This is a genomic window from Rhodococcus sp. UNC23MFCrub1.1 (genome assembly GCF_000686025.1).
Lineage (GTDB): Bacteria > Actinomycetota > Actinomycetes > Mycobacteriales > Mycobacteriaceae > Rhodococcoides.
Genome location: NZ_JMLQ01000004.1, coordinates 18,977 through 36,293, shown reverse-complemented (window position 1 = coordinate 36,293; position 17,317 = coordinate 18,977). Strand labels below are relative to the sequence as shown.

Genomic DNA, 17,317 nt, shown 5'->3' with positions numbered 1-17,317 from the left:
TCTCGAAGACGAACCGGAAGCCGACACAGCCGTCGTGACTCCCCCGAGACCGGCCTGAACGATCGACTACTTGCTCCGTCAGTGAACGATGCGTCTTGTAACAGTCTCTAAACATACCGTAAGTTCATATTGAATGCGGCCGAACGGTAGCTCACTGTTCGAGAACGGTGGGTCGACCGATACTGTTGGTGACGTGGAGTCGACCGACGGAGCACCGGGGCGCAGCACCCCGATCACCGAGGAGACAGCGCACGAACAGGGCCTTCACGACGAGACCGATGTCCGCGACGGGGCCGACACCAGCGAGAACGCGGACGAGAACGAGCCCGTCGAGCTGCTCCCCCGCCGCCGCCCCACCCAGGAGCGCAGCAAACGGAAGTTCGACGCGTTGTTGACGGCGTCGCGCGAACTGTTGACCGACGTGGGGTTCGAGTCGTTCACGTGCGAGGAGGTCGCGGCCCGCGCCGGGCTGCCCATCGGCACGCTGTACCAGTTCTTCGCCAACAAGTACGTCATCGTGTGCGAACTGGGTCGCCAGGATCTCGCAGGCGTGCGCCAGGAGTTCGCCGATTTCGACGGGGAGGTTCCGTCACTCGACTGGCTACGCTTCCTCGACGACTTCCTGGACCATCTCTCCAGCCTGTGGACGTCGGATCCGTCCCGACGCGAGGTGTGGTTGGCGATGCAGTCCACCCCGGCCACACGCGCCACCGGCATGATCCACGAGAAGGCGTTCGCCGCCCAGGTGGAGCGGGTGCTCGCACCGCTCACACCCCGCACCCCACGTGCCCGCCGCAACCTCATGGCCGAGGTGCTCGTGCACGTCGTCTACTCCATGCTCAACTTCTCGGTGCAGGACGGTCAGAGTCACGCCGACGCCGTCGCCGAGCTGAAGCGCCTGATGGGCGCCTACCTGTTGGTGGCAGAAAAGGAGAGCCGACGCTGATCGCGTCGGCTCTCCTCTTCTCCGTCATTCGTCTGACGATCACTCCTCGAGGATCGCCACCGCTCCCGCCATGTCGCCGTCGTGGGTCAGCGACAGGTGGATCTTGACCGTCGGCAGGAACTCCGCGGCCATGCCGTGCAGCTTGATCGACGGACGTCCCCACGCGTCGTTGACGACCTCGATCAGCGGGTACGGGTTGTCGCCGATCTGGGGCGCACGAGCGAAACGTGATGCGGCCCAAGCCTTCAGCACCGCTTCCTTCGCGGCCCACCGCGCGGCGTAGTGCCGCGCGGGATCCGCACTGCGCGTGGCGGCGTGGCGGCGCTCGCCGGCAGTGAAGCTGTCGCGGACCATGGTGGTCCCGACCTTCTCCATCTGCTCGGCGAACTCCGAGACCGACACCAGATCCAGACCGACTCCCAGGATGCTCACTCGGCCACCGTACGGTAGACGTCGTCCGCGCCGAGGCGAGAATCTTCGCTCAGCAGCAGATCGATCTCGAGCTCGTGCTTCGCATCGCTCGACGTGCCGTCGTGGCCCAGTCGGCGATCCTCCGGACGCTCGTACAGCGAGGATCCGCCGCACATCGCCTCCATCAGCCGCCGCTTGCCGGCCACCACACGTGCCTGCGCCTTCGCCGTGTACTCCTCGCGCTGCGCGGCCGGAACCGCCTCGAGGAACGCCTGCGGGTGCACCACGGCGATGATGCCGGACACATGGCCGAAGCCGAGGCTGGTCAGCAGACCGGCCTTGAACGGCAGCCGCTCCCCGAAGCGCAGCGGTTCGCGTACCCAGACCAGGTTCTCGAACTCGGTCATCGTGTCGTCGACGCAGTCGAGACTGCGGTTCGGCGGCACGACGCCCTCGGCCAGCACCTGGCAGAGACCGATCAGCTGGAAGGCGGCAGCGCCGCCCTTGCTGTGTCCGGTCAGCGACTTCTGCGAGACCACGAAGAGGGGGTTGCCCTCCGTGCGGCCCAGTGCTCGGGCCAGACGCGTGTGCATCTCCGCCTCGTTGGGATCGTTCGCGTTGGTCGACGTGTCGTGCTTGGAGACGATCGCGATGTCGTCCGCGGAGACGCCGAGTGCGCTGAGCGACAACGCCATCGCCGAGTCCTGACCGCCGCGGGCAGCGCCGAGGGCGCCGAGACCGGGAGCCGGGATCGACGTGTGCACGCCGTCACCGAAGGACTGCGCCCATCCGACGACACCGAGGACGGGGAGGCCCATCTCCAGAGCGAGGTCACCGCGAGCCAGCAGAATCGTTCCGCCGCCGTGCGACTCGACGAAGCCGCCGCGTCGACGGTCGTTGGCTCGGGAGAACCGGCGATCCGAGATGCCCTTGGCGTGCATCGCCGAGGCCTCCGCCGTCGCCGACATGTCGCCGAAGCCGATGATGCCCTCGGTGCTGAGGTCGTCGAACCCGCCGGCCACGACGAACGTCGCCTTGCCGAGCCGGATCTTGTCCACGCCCTCCTCGACCGAGACCGCCGCCGTGGCGCAGGCCGCGACCGGGTGGATCATCGCGCCGTAGGACCCGACGTACGACTGCACCACGTGTGCCGCAACGACGTTCGGCAGCGCTTCCTGCAGGATGTCGTTCGCACGAGCGTCACCCAGAAGGGTGTCGATGTACAGCGAGCGCATCGACTCCATCCCGCCCATACCGGTGCCCTGCGTGTTGGCGACCAGCGAAGGGTGCGTCCAGCGCATGAGCTCGGACGGGGTGAAGCCGCTGGTGATGAACGCGTCGACCGTGCAGACGATGTTCCACAGCGCGACCCGGTCGATGGAGCTCGCCATGTCCGGCGAGATGCCCCACTTGGTGGCGTCGAATCCCGTGGGGATCTGACCACCGACCGTGCGCGACAGCTTCATCTGACGCGGTACGCGGATCTCGGTACCCGCCTTGCGCGTGACCTGCCAGTCACCCTCCGCGTTCTGGTTCACGACCGTCCGCTCGGGATCGGCACCGACGAAGGCGCGTGCCTCCGCCTCGCTGCCGACGACGAACGTCAGATCGTTGTCCAGGAACACCGAGGTGAGCAGCGGCGCGGTGTTGTTCACCATCGCGCCGTCGTCCTCGTACTGCCGGATACCGCAGCGTTCGACGACCGTGTCGTGGTACCGGTCGGCGATCTCCGCCTCGGGCACCAGATCGCCGGACTCGGCGTCGTACCACCCCGGCTTGGGATCGTTCTCCCAGACCACCAGGCCGGTGTTCCACGCGAGTTCGAGAACACCTGCCGCCGAGAGCTTCTCGTCGACCTCCATCTCGAAGCGGGTGCGTGCGCTGCCGTACGGCCCGAGCTCGCCCGTACCGACGATGACGACCATCTCGGACGGCTCGATGTCCAGAGCGGTCCACGCGGGTGCTGCGGGCTGCTCGTCGAGCCGCGGCGGCGCGGGAAGCGCGTCGACGGTGGCGAGTGCCTCGGCGACGGCGTCGTCCGCGACGGCCTCGTCGGCCGCCTGCTTGGCGAGTGCGGCCAGATCGAGGCCCGCCTCGGCGAGGCCGCCGGTGAGATCGACCTCGAGCGGTGCCTGCGCGGCGGCGGTCCGGGACTCCTCGTCGCAGGTGGCGAGCAGCTGCTCGGCCATCTCCGCCGTGGACCAGGTGCGCACACCGGCCGCCTCGGCAGCGTTGGCCACCGGGTCGTTGTGACCCATGAGGCCGGTGCCGCGAACCCAACCGATACGGGCGTGCACCAACGTGACTCGCTCGGCCCAGGTGCGCTCCGCCTTCCAGCGGTTCACCACGGCGTCGAGCGCTGCCTTGGACTCGCCGTAGGCACCGTCGCCACCGAACAGTCCACGGTTCGGCGAACCGGGAAGTGTCACGTGCAGTCGGGTGTCGACGTCGCGGTCGTGACCGATCTTCGACAGACCACCGATGAGACGCTCGACCGACCAGAGCAGGACGCGCATCTCCATCTCGGCGCGGGCACCGGCGTCGGACAGCTCGCCGGCGACCCGCGGTGCCGCGAAGGGGAACAGCATCGTCGGGGTGACGGCGGGCTTGACCAGCTTCTTCGCGCCACCGGCCGAATCGATCTGGTCGCTGCCGATCCACTCGATCAGGGCATCGACGTCGGCGTACGAGGCCATGTTCGCCGGGACCACCCAGAGGGCTGCTCCCGCAGTGGCATTCGTGCGGTAGAGCTCACGGTAGAACCCGACTCGGCTCTCGTCGAGACGCGAGGTGGTGAGGAACACGGTCGCACCGCCGGCGAGCAGTTCCCCGGTCACCGCAGCGGCGATCGAGTTCTTGCTGGCGCCGGTGACGACCGCGACCTGTCCGGTCCAGCGGGTCGACGCCTCGGTCGACTGCGCCGCAGCCGACGCGATGGCGCCGTAGGTGGCCGCCAGGTCGCCGCGCCCCTGGGCGTCAGCCTTCTGCTGCCACCAGCTCGCCTGGGACGCGACCGCCGTACCGGTTCCGGCGAAAGTGTCGACAGCGAGTGCCTGAGCCTTCTCGTCCCCCAGCCACAGCCGGGCGAGATCCTCACGCGCACTGGCCCAGCGGTCGTCGATCAGCACCGCCTTGCGTGCGTCGAACGACGGAGCGACCAGACGCGGCCAGTCGGTGCCGAGCTCGGTGGACACCAGGTCGACCAGCTCGGCCTCGCTCGCGTCCGCCTCGGGCAGAGTGAGGTTCTCGGCGAATCCGAGCTGTTCGAGGACGAGTCGGGCCGCCGAGGCCAGCACTCCGCTGCGCCCGGTGATGTTCTCGGTGAACTCGCCCAGGGCGGCCGCGTCGACGGTGCCACCGCCGCCGCTGCCCCCACTGGAGGGCATGGACACCTGGATGCCGCGTCGCTGACCGACCGCAGTCACGGCTGCGTCGATGACCGCGTCGACCGCGGCACCGTCGGCGACGGCACCGTCTGCGAGACCACCGAGGTCGCCGCCGCGGATCGATGCGCCGTCCCTGGTGCCGAGAGCGACCTCGGCGGTGACGTGGTGGGCCCACCCGTCACCGAGCTGCCACACCTTGGCGACGCGCTCCGCGATGGAGCCGGGACGACGTCCCGACGGTCCGAACACCTTGCGCAGGTGATCGTTCACCGAGTCGCTGAGCACCGGCCCGAACGGACGGTAGGTACGTGCCAGCTTGTTGACGGTGCCGGCGAGGGCACCCATGTCGGCGTCGGCCGCGCCGTCGATCGCACCGAGCGACAGCTCGGAACCGAGATCGACGAGCAGCTGGTTACGCCGGGACGAGACGCCGTCGCACAGTGCCTCGATGGTGTCGGCGGGGCCGATCTGATCGATGCGGAGCTTGGTCCACAGGGCGATCAGCACGGTCGTGGCGTCCGACGCCGTGAACGCGATGTCGTCGGGACGCGGCCCACCGGCCGGTGCCGCGGGAGCAGCGACCGGGGCGGCGACGGCTGCCGGGGCAGCCGCCGGATCTGCAGCGGGAGTCTCGGACTCGGGCTCGTCCACCATCTCCGGATCGGTGTCCGTGGAGAAGACGACGGCCGCGTCGCGCTCGATGTTGAGCACCTCGACGGGGTGGCCGATGCGACCGGGCAGCTTCAGCGTGTTGGTCGCCAGGTTGGCCACCGTGGGAACGGATCCCAGACCCACCTCGACGAAACGCTCGATGCCCAGTCCGCCGTCCGACTCGTCGGCGAACAGCAGGTCCTGCGTCTCGATCCACCGGACGGGGCTGGCGAACTGCCATGCCAGCAGCTCGGTCAGGATCACGCGGCACAGATCGGCCGGGCGGGCGGCCCAGTCGTCCCACAGACCCAGGACGTCGGCCAGCGGCTCGGACGGCACCAGGTCGGCGATCTCCTGCACGAAGTCACGATCGAGCGTGAACAGACGCGGAACCAGGTTGGGGATGTAGCGGCCGACGAGGATCGACGGGTCGATCGTCTCCGGGAGCAGCTCGAGGAGACGAGCCCGGAAGTCGTCCACACCGCCGCGAAGAACGGTGGAGTGGAACGGGACGTCGATGCCGGGGACCAGGATGAAGGCCCGCTTGCCGCCGAACTCGGCACGGCGACGGTCGATCTCGCGCTCGAGCTCCTCGAGACCCGCGACGGTGCCGGCGATGGCGTACTGGGAGCCGCGCAGGTTGAGGTTGACCACCTGCAGGAACTCGCCGGTGCGCTCACCGATGGACTCGACGAATCCGATGACGTCGTCGTCGGCGAGGCCGACCTGGGACGGACGGATGGCGGCCATGCGGTACTGGCTGCGGCCCTTCGCATCACGCGGGACCAGCTGGTGCATGGCGGAGCCGCGCTGGAAGACCACTTCGAGGACGGCCTCGAGCGGCAGGACCCCGGCGACGGCGGCGAGAGCGTTGTACTCACCGACGGAGTGCCCGGCGAGGAACGAGTCCTCGACGAACGCGCCGGACTCGCGGAGCTCAGCCACCTGGGCGACACCGAGCACGGCCATCGCGACCTGGGTGAACTGGGTCAGGTGCAGGACGCCGTCAGGATGACGGTGGGTCACTCCCCTGGCCCGCAGTTCGGTCGGGTTGTCCCGCACGACAGCGAAAATCGAGAAGCCGAGGGCAGCGCGGGTGTGCTTGTCCGCTCGCTCCCAGATCTCACGGGCGGCCTTCGAGCGAGCCCGTGCGTCGAGTCCCATGCCGGGCTGCTGGATGCCCTGGCCCGGGAACGCGTAGACCGTCTTCGGTGCGGCGATGCGGCCGGTGGCCATCATGACCATGTCGCCGTCGACCTTGCAGGAGACCTCGACGATCTCGGAACCGGCCTCGTAGCCGACGCGATCGACGCGGACGTCGATCGAGGCGCCGGGACGCACCATGCCGAGGAAGCGCGTGGTCCACGCCGTGAGGCGACGCGGCGGAGTCGTCGCGGCCGGATCGACGGCGGTGACCACCTGCTGCGCGGCAGCCGAGAGCCACATGCCGTGCACGATGGGATCGCCGAGACCGGCGAGACGTGCTGCGGCGTCCGAGGTGTGGATCGGGTTGTGGTCGCCGGAGACCTGAGCGAACGCACCCATGTGACGCGGAGCCGTGATGGTGGTGTCGCGGCGACGGCGGCGCGGGGTCTCGACCAGCGCGTCGGTGACCGACCCGCCGGCGCGCGGCGGATCCGACAGCGTGCCGGTGCCGGTGCGGCCACGGATGGCGAACCGCTCGACGAGGGTGGCGACGACGGGAGCGTCGAGGCCCTCGCCCAGCATGGCGCCGATCTCGACGGAGACCTCGACCACGCGGCCGAGATCGGTGTCGACGACCTCGCCCGACTGCGCCTTCACCACCAGGATGCTGTGGTGGTCCGGCAGCGTGCCCATGAGATCGATGCGGTGGTCGAGGTGCACCAGGTCGAGCATGCCCTCGATGACGGAGCCGGCGTCGGCGGTACGCGCCGAGCCGAGCACGGCGAACACGGCGGGCCAGCACGCTCCGACGAGGACGTCGGGCACGGCCGAGTGGCCGACGCCGTAGTCCGCGGGGAGGCCGGAGCCGGTGACACCCGCATGGTCGGCGACGAGGTCGGGCGACCAGGCGATGTTGAGGCGAGCAGCGCCGCCCTTGACCGTCGGGAGTTCCTGTCCCGCAGCGACTCCGAGCAGTGCGGACATCGACGACTCGGCGTCCGCGTCGGTGACGAGCGGCGCTCCGCCGTCGACCGCCGAGGCGGGGACGGTGATGCGGATGTCGACGCTCTTGCCGGGCGAGAGCGGAACCGAGAGGAGCACCTGGTCCGAGCCGGCGACGGTCAGCGTGGCGCCGGTACGGGCGTGGGTGGCGGCCTCGTCGGACACGACGTCCCACTCGGACAGTGCACCGAGTCGACGAACGGGGTTGGGCGCGAGGCGCGATGCCCAGGTGATGTCCGGAGCGGCGAGCACCATGCCCACGAGACCGCCCGCGATGTCGGGATGACGGCGGGTGGCGACGGCGACGGAGTCCGCGCCGGAGCCGAGCAGGCGATCCGCGGTGGCCTTCTCGAAGCGGTTCAGCAGATCGCCGACCGGCTCGTTCAGCCGGTCGATGCCGGCGACGGCCACGGTGCCGGGGATGACGCAGACCTGGTCTGCCGAGTACCGCGCGTCGTGGGCCTGCCACAGCGAGTCACTGCGCCACCAGCGGCGGACGTCCTTGTCCACGACGGGAACGAAGTTGACCGGCTTGCCGGGGATGCGGCACAGCGAGATGAAGAACGGCACGTCGGCCGGGTGCAGCTCGACCGTCGAGGCGTCGGGGTAGGCCGCGACGAGTGCCCGCAGGGCATCGGCGGGGCGATCGAGGATGTCGTCCTCGGCGAAGAGGGTGGGAACGGGGCCACGGTCGACGGGGTGCAGGCGGGCCTCGGCGCGCTGGAGCATGTCGCGGAAGCGGACGCGCCACGTGACGTCGAGCCACGGAGTGTCGGTGTCGATGTCGTGCCCGACGGCGAGCTCGAGGTAACGCTCGAGCCAGCGCAGGTACGTCATGGACGCGATGTCGCCGAAGTACGGCTTCGCGGTGGCGTCGAGAGCGGCGATGATCTCGTCGCGGCGGGCGGCCACGGCCTCGTCGTCGCCGGCGACCTCGTCGAGCAGACGACCGGTCCGCGAGGCGGCGTTGTCGATCTCGTGGATGTCCGCGCCGAGCTGGCTGCGCCCGGAGGCCATGCCGCCGATCGCGGTGCCGGCACCGACCCAGTCGGGCGTTCCGGGGGTGTCGACGAGGAGCTGCTTGACCTCGGGTGACGTTGTCGCCTCGAGCGTGGCCATCGCGGCGGTGCCGACGAGGATGCCGTCGAGCGGCATGGCCGGGAAGCCTGCGGCCTCCGACCAGCGTCCGGTGAGGTAGTCGGCTGCGCGCTCGGGAGTTCCGATGCCGCCGCCGACGCAGATGACGATGTTGTCGTGCGACCGCAGCTCCGCGTAGGTGGCTACCAGCAGGTCGTCGAGGTCCTCCCACGAATGGTGGCCACCGGCGCGGCCGCCCTCGATGTGGACGATGACCGGGTAGTCCGGAACCTCGTTGGCGATGCGGATCACCGCGCGGATCTGCGCCACCGTGCCCGGCTTGAAGCAGACGTGGCTGATGCCGACCTCGGTCAGCTCCTCGATGAGCGCGACGGCCTCGTCGAGCTCGGGGATGCCCGCGGTGACGACGACGCCGTCGAACGGCGCACCCGCCGTGCGGGCCTTCTGCACGAGGCGCTTGCCGCCGAGCTGCAGCTTCCACAGGTAGGGGTCGAGGAAGAGCGAGTTGAACTGCACGGACCGGCCCGGCTCGAGGAGCTCCTGCAGCTCGGCGACGTGGCCGGCGAAGATCTCCTCGGTGACCTGTCCGCCACCGGCGAGCTCGGCCCAGTGGCCGGCGTTGGTCGCGGCGGCGACGATCTTCGGGTCGACGGTGGTCGGGGTCATGCCCGCGAGCAGGATCGGCGACCGACCCGTCAGCTTGGTGAAGGACGTCTCGACGGCGGTGTACCCGTTCGGGAGGGTGACCACGGACGGGGCGAAGTCGCTCCACGGGCGGTCCACCTCGGGTGCGGCGCCGGGAGTGAGGAGGTTGCGGTGCCCGGTGCGGGTCGACGCGGCGACGACGCCCACGCCGTGGCCACTGATGTTCGATGCGGTCAGGCGGGTGAGGGCGTCACCGGGACCGAGGTCGAGGATCCACGACGCGCCCGCGGTGACCACGGACTCGGTCGCGGCGACCCAGTCGACGGGATCGACCAGGATGGCCTGCGCGAGTGCGCGAGCACGAGAGACGTCGACGCCACAGCGCTCGGCCCACTGGCCGACGACGTCGACGGCCTCACCCATCTGCGGGTGGTGGAAGCCGACCTCGATGTCGAGGGGTTCGAAGACGGGAGCGAAGATCGCGCCGCCACGCTTCTTGGCGTCACGCTCGCGGGTCTCGGTGGCCGAGATCTCCTCGCAGCGCTGCTGCACGCGGACGAGCTTGGTGTACGGACCGCTGAGGACGACGCGGCGGCGACCGTTGCGGATGGCGACGACGGCGGACGTCGTGGCGTCGTCGCCCGCGACCTCGTCGACGATGGCCTGCAGACGGACGGGGTCGACGGCGGAGACGGCGATCATGGGAGCCCGCTCGCCCGAGCCGATGAGGGCACGGCGGCGGCCGACGAGACCGGCTGCGGCACCGATAAGCTGCGCGACGGCCAGCAGTTCGGCGTCACTGCGTCCGAGATCGGCGACTGCCGCCTCGGCGAGGACACCCTGCGAGTGGCCGACGACGGCGGAGGGCGGAGTGGCGGTCCAGTCCAGTCCCTGCACCGACAGCGCGCGCAGTGCGGCGATCTGGGTGAGGAGGACGCCGGGGACGGAGACGGCCGCGGAGGCGAGGGCCGCGGTGGACGGACCGGCCGACGGATCGTCGGCGAGCTCCTGCTCCAGCATCCAGGCGATGGGATCGAAGCCGAGGGGCCGCACGACCAGGAGCTCCTGCGCCACGGGCGCGAGGATGTCGGCCGCGGTGTTGACGAGATCGGTGATCTGCGGCTCGAGTGCACAGTCCCGGGTCAGCTCGTCGAGGGTGGGCAACCAGGGCGCACCCTGGCCACCGAAGGCGAACGCGTAGGGCTCGCCCGCGACGAACCGCTCCGCGAGCGACTCCGCCCGATCGGTGGAGCGCTGGCGGTTGGGGGGAGTGCTCTCGTTGATGGTCACGCGTGCGTGTCCTCTCCTACCTCGGATCGCGAGGTGCTGGGTACTTCTGACGCTGGGCTCGTTCGACGTGGCTGAGTTGTTCGACGTTGCTGGGCCACCGGCGACACAAGACTCCGGGAGCCCGAGACGGTGGGCAGTCGTCATCGACGGACCACTCGCATCTCGTGGGCTCAAGGATGACACGGAATCATGAGGAATTCCTCACGTTCTGTTTGACGTCCTAGTGCTACCCGCGGGTACGTCGTGATCGTGGCCAGAAACGGCGGCTCAACTGACCCGAAAGTAGGGTCGATCGCTGCAGACCAGGGCGGTTTCCGCGGGCGAGGAACCTGAGGGATTCCTCGTGTTCATCGTTACCAATTCGTTATACGAGCGGACGGGCGGTTCCTGTCGGACCGTCCGTCTACCTTCCTGATCGCACACGTCGTGCACCGAGACCGGGGGGACTCACATGACCGACACCATCGCAGCGCTCGTCGACCGTTCGACGCGGACTGCCACCGCTACCGCCGTCGACGCGGTGATTCCACGGGAGACCTGGCCGTTCTGGTTTCCGGGGTGGGCCGGGGACGTCGAGGCCGCTCTCCTCGACGCCGTGTTCTCGTCGAGAGCGACGTATGGCGGTCCCACCACGGGAGTGCGCCGCGTGATCGCCGCGTGGCGGCGCTCGCGATGCGGCGCGGTGGACGATCTCCGCGCTCTCACCACGCTCGATGCCGACGTCGTGAACAACCGGCAGCGGGTTCCGGGGAATCACTCGACCAAGGCCGACGCCGCGCGGGCTGTCGCCGCCGCACTGCTCGCAGTCGGGGTGACCGGGGCGACGGACGTGGACGGGTCCGAGACGCAACACGAGGCGTTCGTCTCCGTCCCTGGTGTCGGCGAGCTGTCATGGGAGTGCTTTCTCGGCGCCCTCGGCGTCGCGTCACCGCTGAGCGACGCCGGGGTCGACGACTTCCTGCGCGTGACACTCGCCGTGACCGTCGACGGAGTCGAGGACCGGACTGCCGTCCTGGACGCGGTCGCAGGTGACCTCGACACCGACCGCGCGACGCTGCGGCACGCGGTGTGGCGCTACCAGCGTTCGCTCGTCCGCAGGCCGCGGACCCGCGAGGTGCCGGCCGAGGTCGTCTAGACTCACCTGCACGCGCGAGTGGCGGAATTGGCAGACGCGCCAGGTTTAGGTCCTGGTGTCTCAGGACGTGGGGGTTCAAGTCCCCCCTCGCGCACCAGCAGGTGAGTCCCACCACGACCCCTACGACGCGGTGTCGTTGACCGTGCGCGGTCCGGTACCGTCGTGGTGTGGATCAGAGCCGGGACACCACCCCCAGGACGCGCCGCCCAGCACTCATCGTGCTGGTCATCGTCGCCGCCTGCGGATGCCTGGCGCTCGGGTACTGGCAGTGGGAACGATTCGAATCGTCGTCCGGCACGGGTCAGAATCTCGGCTACGCCTTCCAGTGGCCCCTTTTCGCCGCCTTCGTCGTGTTCGCCTACCGACGGTTCGTCCAACTCGAGGACACCGTGGACGAACCGGTGGAGTCCACGGTGATCACCGAGATCCCCACCGATCTCCTCCCGCAGCGCCCGACAGCTCGGACGACCCGCCTGCCCGACGACACTGCCGACGACGAGGAGACTCGTCAACTGCGGGAGTACAACAGCTATCTCGCGGAGTTGGACGCCGGCCGCGAGAACGACAGGAGCACTTCGTGAGCACCGCAGAACCTCGTCCCGCCGCTCGAAGCACCGGGGGTCGGCCGACCGACCGGCGGATCGAGCCCGCGCTTCTGCGCTATCGCGTTCTCGCCTACGCCACCGGCGTATGGCTGCTGGTGCTGACCGCGGAGATGGTGGCCAAGTACGTCTTCGGCGTCGAGAACCTGCCCGGGTGGATCGCGATCGTGCACGGCTGGGTCTACTTCGCGTACCTGATCGTCACGCTCGACCTCGCCGTGAAGGTGCGCTGGCCCGTCGGCCGCACCATCGGCACGCTCCTCGCCGGCACCGTGCCGTTCCTGTCGTTCGTCATCGAGCACCGCCGCACCCAGCAGGTGAAGCGGGACTTCGCCGTCCGACCTACTGCGTGAGCGCGGTGATCTCCGGGAGCAACCGGCGCAACGCGACGCCGCGATGGGACGACGCGTCCTTCTCCGCAGGCGTCATCTCGGCAGCGGACTGCCCGGCACCGTCCGGAACGAAGATCGGGTCGTAACCGAAACCACCGCTTCCAGCACGGGTTCTCGACACACTCCCCCGCCACTCGCCGCGGACCACATGCTCACGTCCGTCTGGCAGCACCAGCGCGCAGGCGGAGACGAACGCCGCACCGCGCCGCTCGTCCGGCACGTCGGCCAGTTGCGCCAGCACCAGCGCGGTGTTCGCCTCGTCCTGGCCGTGCTGCCCCGACCATCGCGCCGACAGCACTCCGGGCATACCGTTCAGTGCGTCGATCGCGATCCCCGAATCATCTGCCACACACGGCATTCCGGTCGCGGCAGCGCCGTCCCGAGCCTTGATCAGAGCGTTCTCCTCGAAAGTCGCCCCGGTCTCGGGAGTCTCCGGGTACTCGGCGACCTCGTCGAGCCCCATCAGTTCCACGCCGCCGACCTGCGCGGCATCGAGCACCCGCCGCAGTTCGGCGAGCTTCTTCGCGTTGCGGCTGGCGACGAGGAGCCGTACGTCAGGCACCGGGCAGCTCACCGGGGTAAGGGGCCGCGAGAGCCTCCTTCTGGATCGCGAAGATGCGCTCGCAGCCGGCGAGGGCATTGTCGAGCATGGCGTCGAGGGTGGACCGCGGGAAGGTCGCGCCCTCGCCGGTGCCCTGGATCTCGACGAGTGTTCCGGTGTCGGTGGCCACGACGTTCATGTCCACCTCGGCGCGGGAGTCCTCCTCGTACGGCAGGTCCAACCGGACGCGGCCGTCCACCACGCCGACCGACACGGCAGCGATGGCGCAGGAGATGGGCTGCGGATCGGCGAGCTTGCCGTGAGCCGCGAGATAGGTGACGGCATCGGACAGTGCCACGAAGGCACCCGTGATCGCCGCGGTGCGCGTCCCGCCGTCGGCCTGCAGCACGTCGCAGTCGAGGGCGATGGTGTTCTCACCGAGAGCGGCGAGATCGATGCAGGCCCGCAGCGAGCGCCCGATGAGTCGGCTGATCTCGGACGTGCGTCCGCTGACCTTGCCCTTCACCGATTCGCGGCTGTTGCGGGTGTGCGTCGCGCCGGGAAGCATGGCGTACTCGGCGGTGAGCCAGCCGAGCCCGGATCCCTTGCGCCACCGCGGCACCCCCTCCTCCACGCTGGCGGTGCACATCACCCGGGTGTTGCCGAACTCGACCAGCACCGATCCTGCCGGGTGCGAGGTGAAACCGCGGGTGATGGTGATGGTGCGGAGTTCGTCGTCTGCTCTGCCGTCTTCACGTGTGGACACGCCTGCCACCCTAGTCGGGTCGCCGACACGGCCCGGGGACGGACTGCCGCGCCCCGAGGGACGTGCGAGCGGTCAGACCTCGACGACGTAGCCGGGTGAGACGGCATGCACCGGACCACCGAACTCGGCCTTCGCCTCCGCGACGACGTCCTCGCGTGACGTCCACGGCGGGATGTGGGTGAGCAGCAGTTCCGAGACCTCCGCCATGGCCGCCAGCCGGCCGGCCTCGGTACCCGAGAGGTGTACGCCCTGAGGGCGATCCGCGGCGTGTGTCCACGACGCCTCGGCCAGGAGCACGTCGGCCCCGGTCGACAGTTCGACCACCGCGTCGCACATTCCGGTGTCCCCGGTGTAAGCCAGGACGGTTCCACTCTCGGTGGTGATGCGCATGCCGTAGGACTCCGGCGGGTGGTACACGCGTCGCGGCTCGATGGTCAGCGCACCGAACGTCACCACGGAACCGTCTCGGAGGTACCGCAGATCGAGGGTGTCCGACATGTCGTCGATCCGGCCACCGCTCTCCGCGGACGCCACGCCCAGACGGAACGCCATGTCCGACGGCCCGAGGACCACGGCACGGCCCTCCACCGCAGTGGGGCCGTACCGGCGCCAGACCAGCAGTCCGGGGACGTCGAGGCAGTGATCGGCGTGCAGGTGCGACAGCAGCACGTGCACGTCGGCGGGGTTCACGTACTTCTGCAGGGCACCGAGAACACCGGGGCCGAAGTCCATGACGAGCGGAGCGGTGTCGGGCGCCTCGATGAGATATCCCGATGCCGGCGAGTCCGGACCCGAGACACTGCCCGAACAACCCAGAACCGTGAGACGCATGGGTGTCATGCTGCCACGCGCGGTGAGAGGTCCGAGAGAGTTCGGCGACACACCGTGTCGTGAGATGTCCGAAGGGTGCGCACGGCTCCTGTCACCGGTGCAGTGTGGGCGACGGCGGGAGTGTGCGCGCGGCGCGTTCCCGGCGTGCGGCACCGGCGAACATCCAGGCCGCCAGCACTCCCGCGAGTGCGCCGAACAGGTGGCCCTGCCACGACACGTCCTCCTGCGTGGGGAGCACCCCCCACAACGCGCTGCCGTAGACGAGCAGCACCAGGACCCCGACGAGCAACTGCCCGAGATCGCGGGCGAAGACGCCGCGCACGATGAGGTAGGACAACCACCCGAACACGATGATCGAGGCGCCGACGTGCAGGGACGCGGTCTCGCCCGTCAGCCAGGTGCCCAGCCCACCCACGATCCACACCACCGCGGTGACGGCCAGACCGCGCGCGATGCCCGAGAGCATCAGCACGAATCCCAACACCAGCAGCGGAACGGTGTTGGCGAACAGGTGGTCCCACCCGTGGTGGAGCAGAGGGGCGAAGGCGACGCCCTGGAGACCGTCGACCGATCGGGGGCCGATGCCGTGCCGGTCGAGGGCGAGACCGGACGCCACGTCCACCGCCTCGATGACGTACAGAACGGCGACGAAGCCACCGATCACCATGGCGGCGCTCGCCCAGCGCGAGCGTCGCGGCTGCGTGGCCGGCTGCGCGCCGGAGGTTCCGAAAGTCATGGCGTTCCCGATCGTGAGGCGAGAGGTGATGTCCGGTTTCGACGATACTCGAGAGTGCGGGTCGGGCTCACGCGCCGGAACTCGGGAACACGTCCCGATAGGCGGGAACCCCGGCCACCGCCGTCGCGGCGAGGATCGCCCGCGCGATGGCGCGCTCGACCACCGGGGCGACCGCCGCGCACACTCCGTCGAGCACGGCCAGATGGGGCATCATCATCGGCATGTCCACCTCGGCGGGGCGGGCGGCCGCCCGTCCCGTCGCGACGGCGAAGATCGTGTCGCCGTCCAGCGGCGAGTGGGCCGGTCGGATCGCGCGTGCGAGCCCGTCGTGTGCGGCGACGGCCACCCGCCGGCACTCCGACTCGGTGAGCTGCGCGTCCGTGGCGACGACGCCGATGGTCGTGTTGAGGGAGGTGTCCTTCGGCGCGAGCTCGGCGGCCGCCCGCACGTCGTCCGCACTCGGGGCTCGCAGGCCCACCTCCGGGACGGACGCCGCACTCCACAGGACACCCGTCGCGGGGTCGAAGACCGATCCGACGGGATTGACGACCATCAACGCGCTGACCACCAGACCCGCCGCGGCGCCGGTCTCGATCCGTGTCGACGCGCTGCCGACGCCGCCTTTCAGGAGCCCGGCGCGCGCGCCCGTCCCCGCGCCGACGCATCCGAGCGCGAAGTCGGCGGACGCGGCTGCCGCAGCTGCTCGCCCGAACTCCGCGTCCGGTCGCACGGACCAGTCCCCCATCGGCAGATCGAAGATCACGGCGCCCGGCACGATCGGGACGACACGGTCGTCTCGGCCCATCCGCACGCCGCGCCGATGCTCCTCGAGGTGGCGCATGACTCCGTCCGCCGCCGCGAGACCGTAGGCGGAACCACCTGTCAGCAGCACCGCGTCGATCTGCTGCACGGCGTGGGACGGATCCAGCAGGTCGGTCTCGCGGGTACCCGGCCCGCCGCCGCGGACATCGACGGCCGCGGTGACCGGCGCGTCCGTCATGACGACGGTGCAGCCGGTCGCGCGTCCGACGCCGTCGTGGTGCTCGTCGGACAGCGTGACCTCGGGATTCAACACGTGGTGGTGTCCGACGGTCAGTCCGGCGACGTCCGACAGCAGGTCGCGCATCACGGCATGAGTACCTGGACCAGCGAGTCCTGCATCCAGGTGAGCCAGTGGTAGACGTCCAGGTGCGGTGCTCGCGGATCGTCCTCCTCGAGTTGGTCGGGGGTGTCCGCATCGATGCCGAGGGTGGTGCCGAGGGCCAGCCGGACGTCGTTCAGCCCGGTCAGCCAGGAGTCGGCCTGCTCGCGGGTGACAACGATCTTGCCGCCGCCGTTCGGCAGCGTCGACAGGATGGTCGCGCCGGCGGCGCGCTTGATGTCGATGATGTCCGGCTCGTACAGGCTGCGGAGGGCGCCGTTGAGGTCGGCCTGCTCGGCGAGCGCGTCGGACTCGGCCGTGTCGGCGCCCTCGGGCCGGTGGAAATCGGGAAGCAACCGCGCGAGCGTGGGGTCCTCGGGAGCGGAGGTGTTGCCGGATCGCATGCCGGTGAGCTCGGCCAGGTCGTCGGTCGGCGCCTCGGCGCCCCGTCGCTCCAGCAGCCCCACCACCGACTCGACGAGCGACCGCAGGACGGCCACCTCGCGGCCGTCCATCTCCGACTTGAACTTGACGCCGCCCAGCGCGTTCTTCCGGGTCCACATGCGCACGACGACGGTCCTTCCAGAGTGGGTGAGAC

At 69.8% G+C, this 17,317-nt stretch carries 12 protein-coding genes and 1 tRNA gene; 5 read left to right on the top strand and 8 right to left on the bottom strand.

Annotated elements, in window-relative coordinates; translation table 11 throughout:
• Window positions 1–334 precede the first annotated feature (334 nt).
• The gene (locus BR07_RS0110995; protein WP_027505499.1) at window positions 335–946 is read left to right on the top strand and encodes a TetR/AcrR family transcriptional regulator; all 612 of its coding nucleotides are present in this window, start codon (window positions 335–337) and stop codon (window positions 944–946) included.
• Between the two features lie 39 nt (window positions 947–985).
• Here BR07_RS0110995 and acpS read toward each other — a convergent pair whose 3' ends face one another.
• Window positions 986–1,378: a holo-ACP synthase AcpS gene (gene acpS, locus BR07_RS0110990; RefSeq protein WP_027505498.1), complete on the bottom strand. Its 393-nt coding sequence runs from the start codon at window positions 1,376–1,378 to the stop codon at window positions 986–988.
• Complete coding sequence (locus BR07_RS0110985) at window positions 1,375–10,575, bottom strand: type I polyketide synthase (RefSeq protein WP_027505497.1); 9,201 nt, start codon at window positions 10,573–10,575, stop codon at window positions 1,375–1,377. The genes acpS and BR07_RS0110985 overlap by 4 nt, the downstream gene beginning before the upstream one ends.
• Window positions 10,576–11,026: 451 nt before the next feature.
• On the opposite strand from BR07_RS0110985, the gene BR07_RS24170 reads away from it, so the two are divergent.
• The 4 genes from BR07_RS24170 (at window position 11,027) to BR07_RS0110965 (ending at window position 12,665) form a co-directional block, all read left to right on the top strand.
• A complete protein-coding gene (locus tag BR07_RS24170) occupies window positions 11,027–11,710 on the top strand; it encodes a hypothetical protein (RefSeq protein WP_051613292.1) in 684 nt (227 codons plus the stop codon).
• Between the two features lie 12 nt (window positions 11,711–11,722).
• Window positions 11,723–11,807 (top strand) — tRNA-Leu (locus BR07_RS0110975).
• A gap of 70 nt (window positions 11,808–11,877) precedes the next feature.
• Complete coding sequence (locus tag BR07_RS0110970; protein WP_027505496.1) at window positions 11,878–12,291, top strand: hypothetical protein; 414 nt, start codon at window positions 11,878–11,880, stop codon at window positions 12,289–12,291.
• Window positions 12,292–12,350: 59 nt separating this feature from the next.
• Window positions 12,351–12,665 carry a DUF3817 domain-containing protein gene (locus tag BR07_RS0110965; protein WP_373425275.1) on the top strand — a complete coding sequence of 105 codons (315 nt, stop codon included), beginning with the start codon at window positions 12,351–12,353 and terminating at the stop codon, window positions 12,663–12,665.
• On the opposite strand, the gene rdgB is transcribed toward BR07_RS0110965, so the two are convergent.
• From rdgB to aosR, 6 genes are all read right to left on the bottom strand, one after another.
• On the bottom strand, window positions 12,655–13,266 hold the full coding sequence (gene rdgB / locus BR07_RS0110960) for an RdgB/HAM1 family non-canonical purine NTP pyrophosphatase (RefSeq protein WP_027505494.1): 612 nt from the start codon (window positions 13,264–13,266) through the stop codon (window positions 12,655–12,657). The genes BR07_RS0110965 and rdgB overlap by 11 nt on opposite strands.
• A complete protein-coding gene (gene rph / locus BR07_RS0110955) occupies window positions 13,259–14,011 on the bottom strand; it encodes a ribonuclease PH (RefSeq protein ID WP_027505493.1) in 753 nt (250 codons plus the stop codon). Before rph ends, rdgB begins: the two co-directional genes overlap by 8 nt.
• Window positions 14,012–14,083: 72 nt before the next feature.
• Window positions 14,084–14,842 (bottom strand): cyclic nucleotide-degrading phosphodiesterase, encoded by a 759-nt coding sequence (locus tag BR07_RS0110950; protein WP_037185729.1) that lies wholly within the window; start codon window positions 14,840–14,842, stop codon window positions 14,084–14,086.
• Between the two features lie 91 nt (window positions 14,843–14,933).
• Window positions 14,934–15,578 (bottom strand): rhomboid family intramembrane serine protease, encoded by a 645-nt coding sequence (locus BR07_RS0110945; RefSeq protein ID WP_037185680.1) that lies wholly within the window; start codon window positions 15,576–15,578, stop codon window positions 14,934–14,936.
• Window positions 15,579–15,645: 67 nt separating this feature from the next.
• Window positions 15,646–16,704, bottom strand: coding sequence for a P1 family peptidase (locus BR07_RS0110940; protein WP_037185679.1), 1,059 nt, complete (start codon window positions 16,702–16,704; stop codon window positions 15,646–15,648).
• A complete protein-coding gene (gene aosR, locus BR07_RS0110935; RefSeq protein ID WP_027505489.1) occupies window positions 16,704–17,288 on the bottom strand; it encodes an oxidative stress transcriptional regulator AosR in 585 nt (194 codons plus the stop codon). The genes BR07_RS0110940 and aosR overlap by 1 nt, the downstream gene beginning before the upstream one ends.
• Window positions 17,289–17,317: the final 29 nt, after the last annotated feature.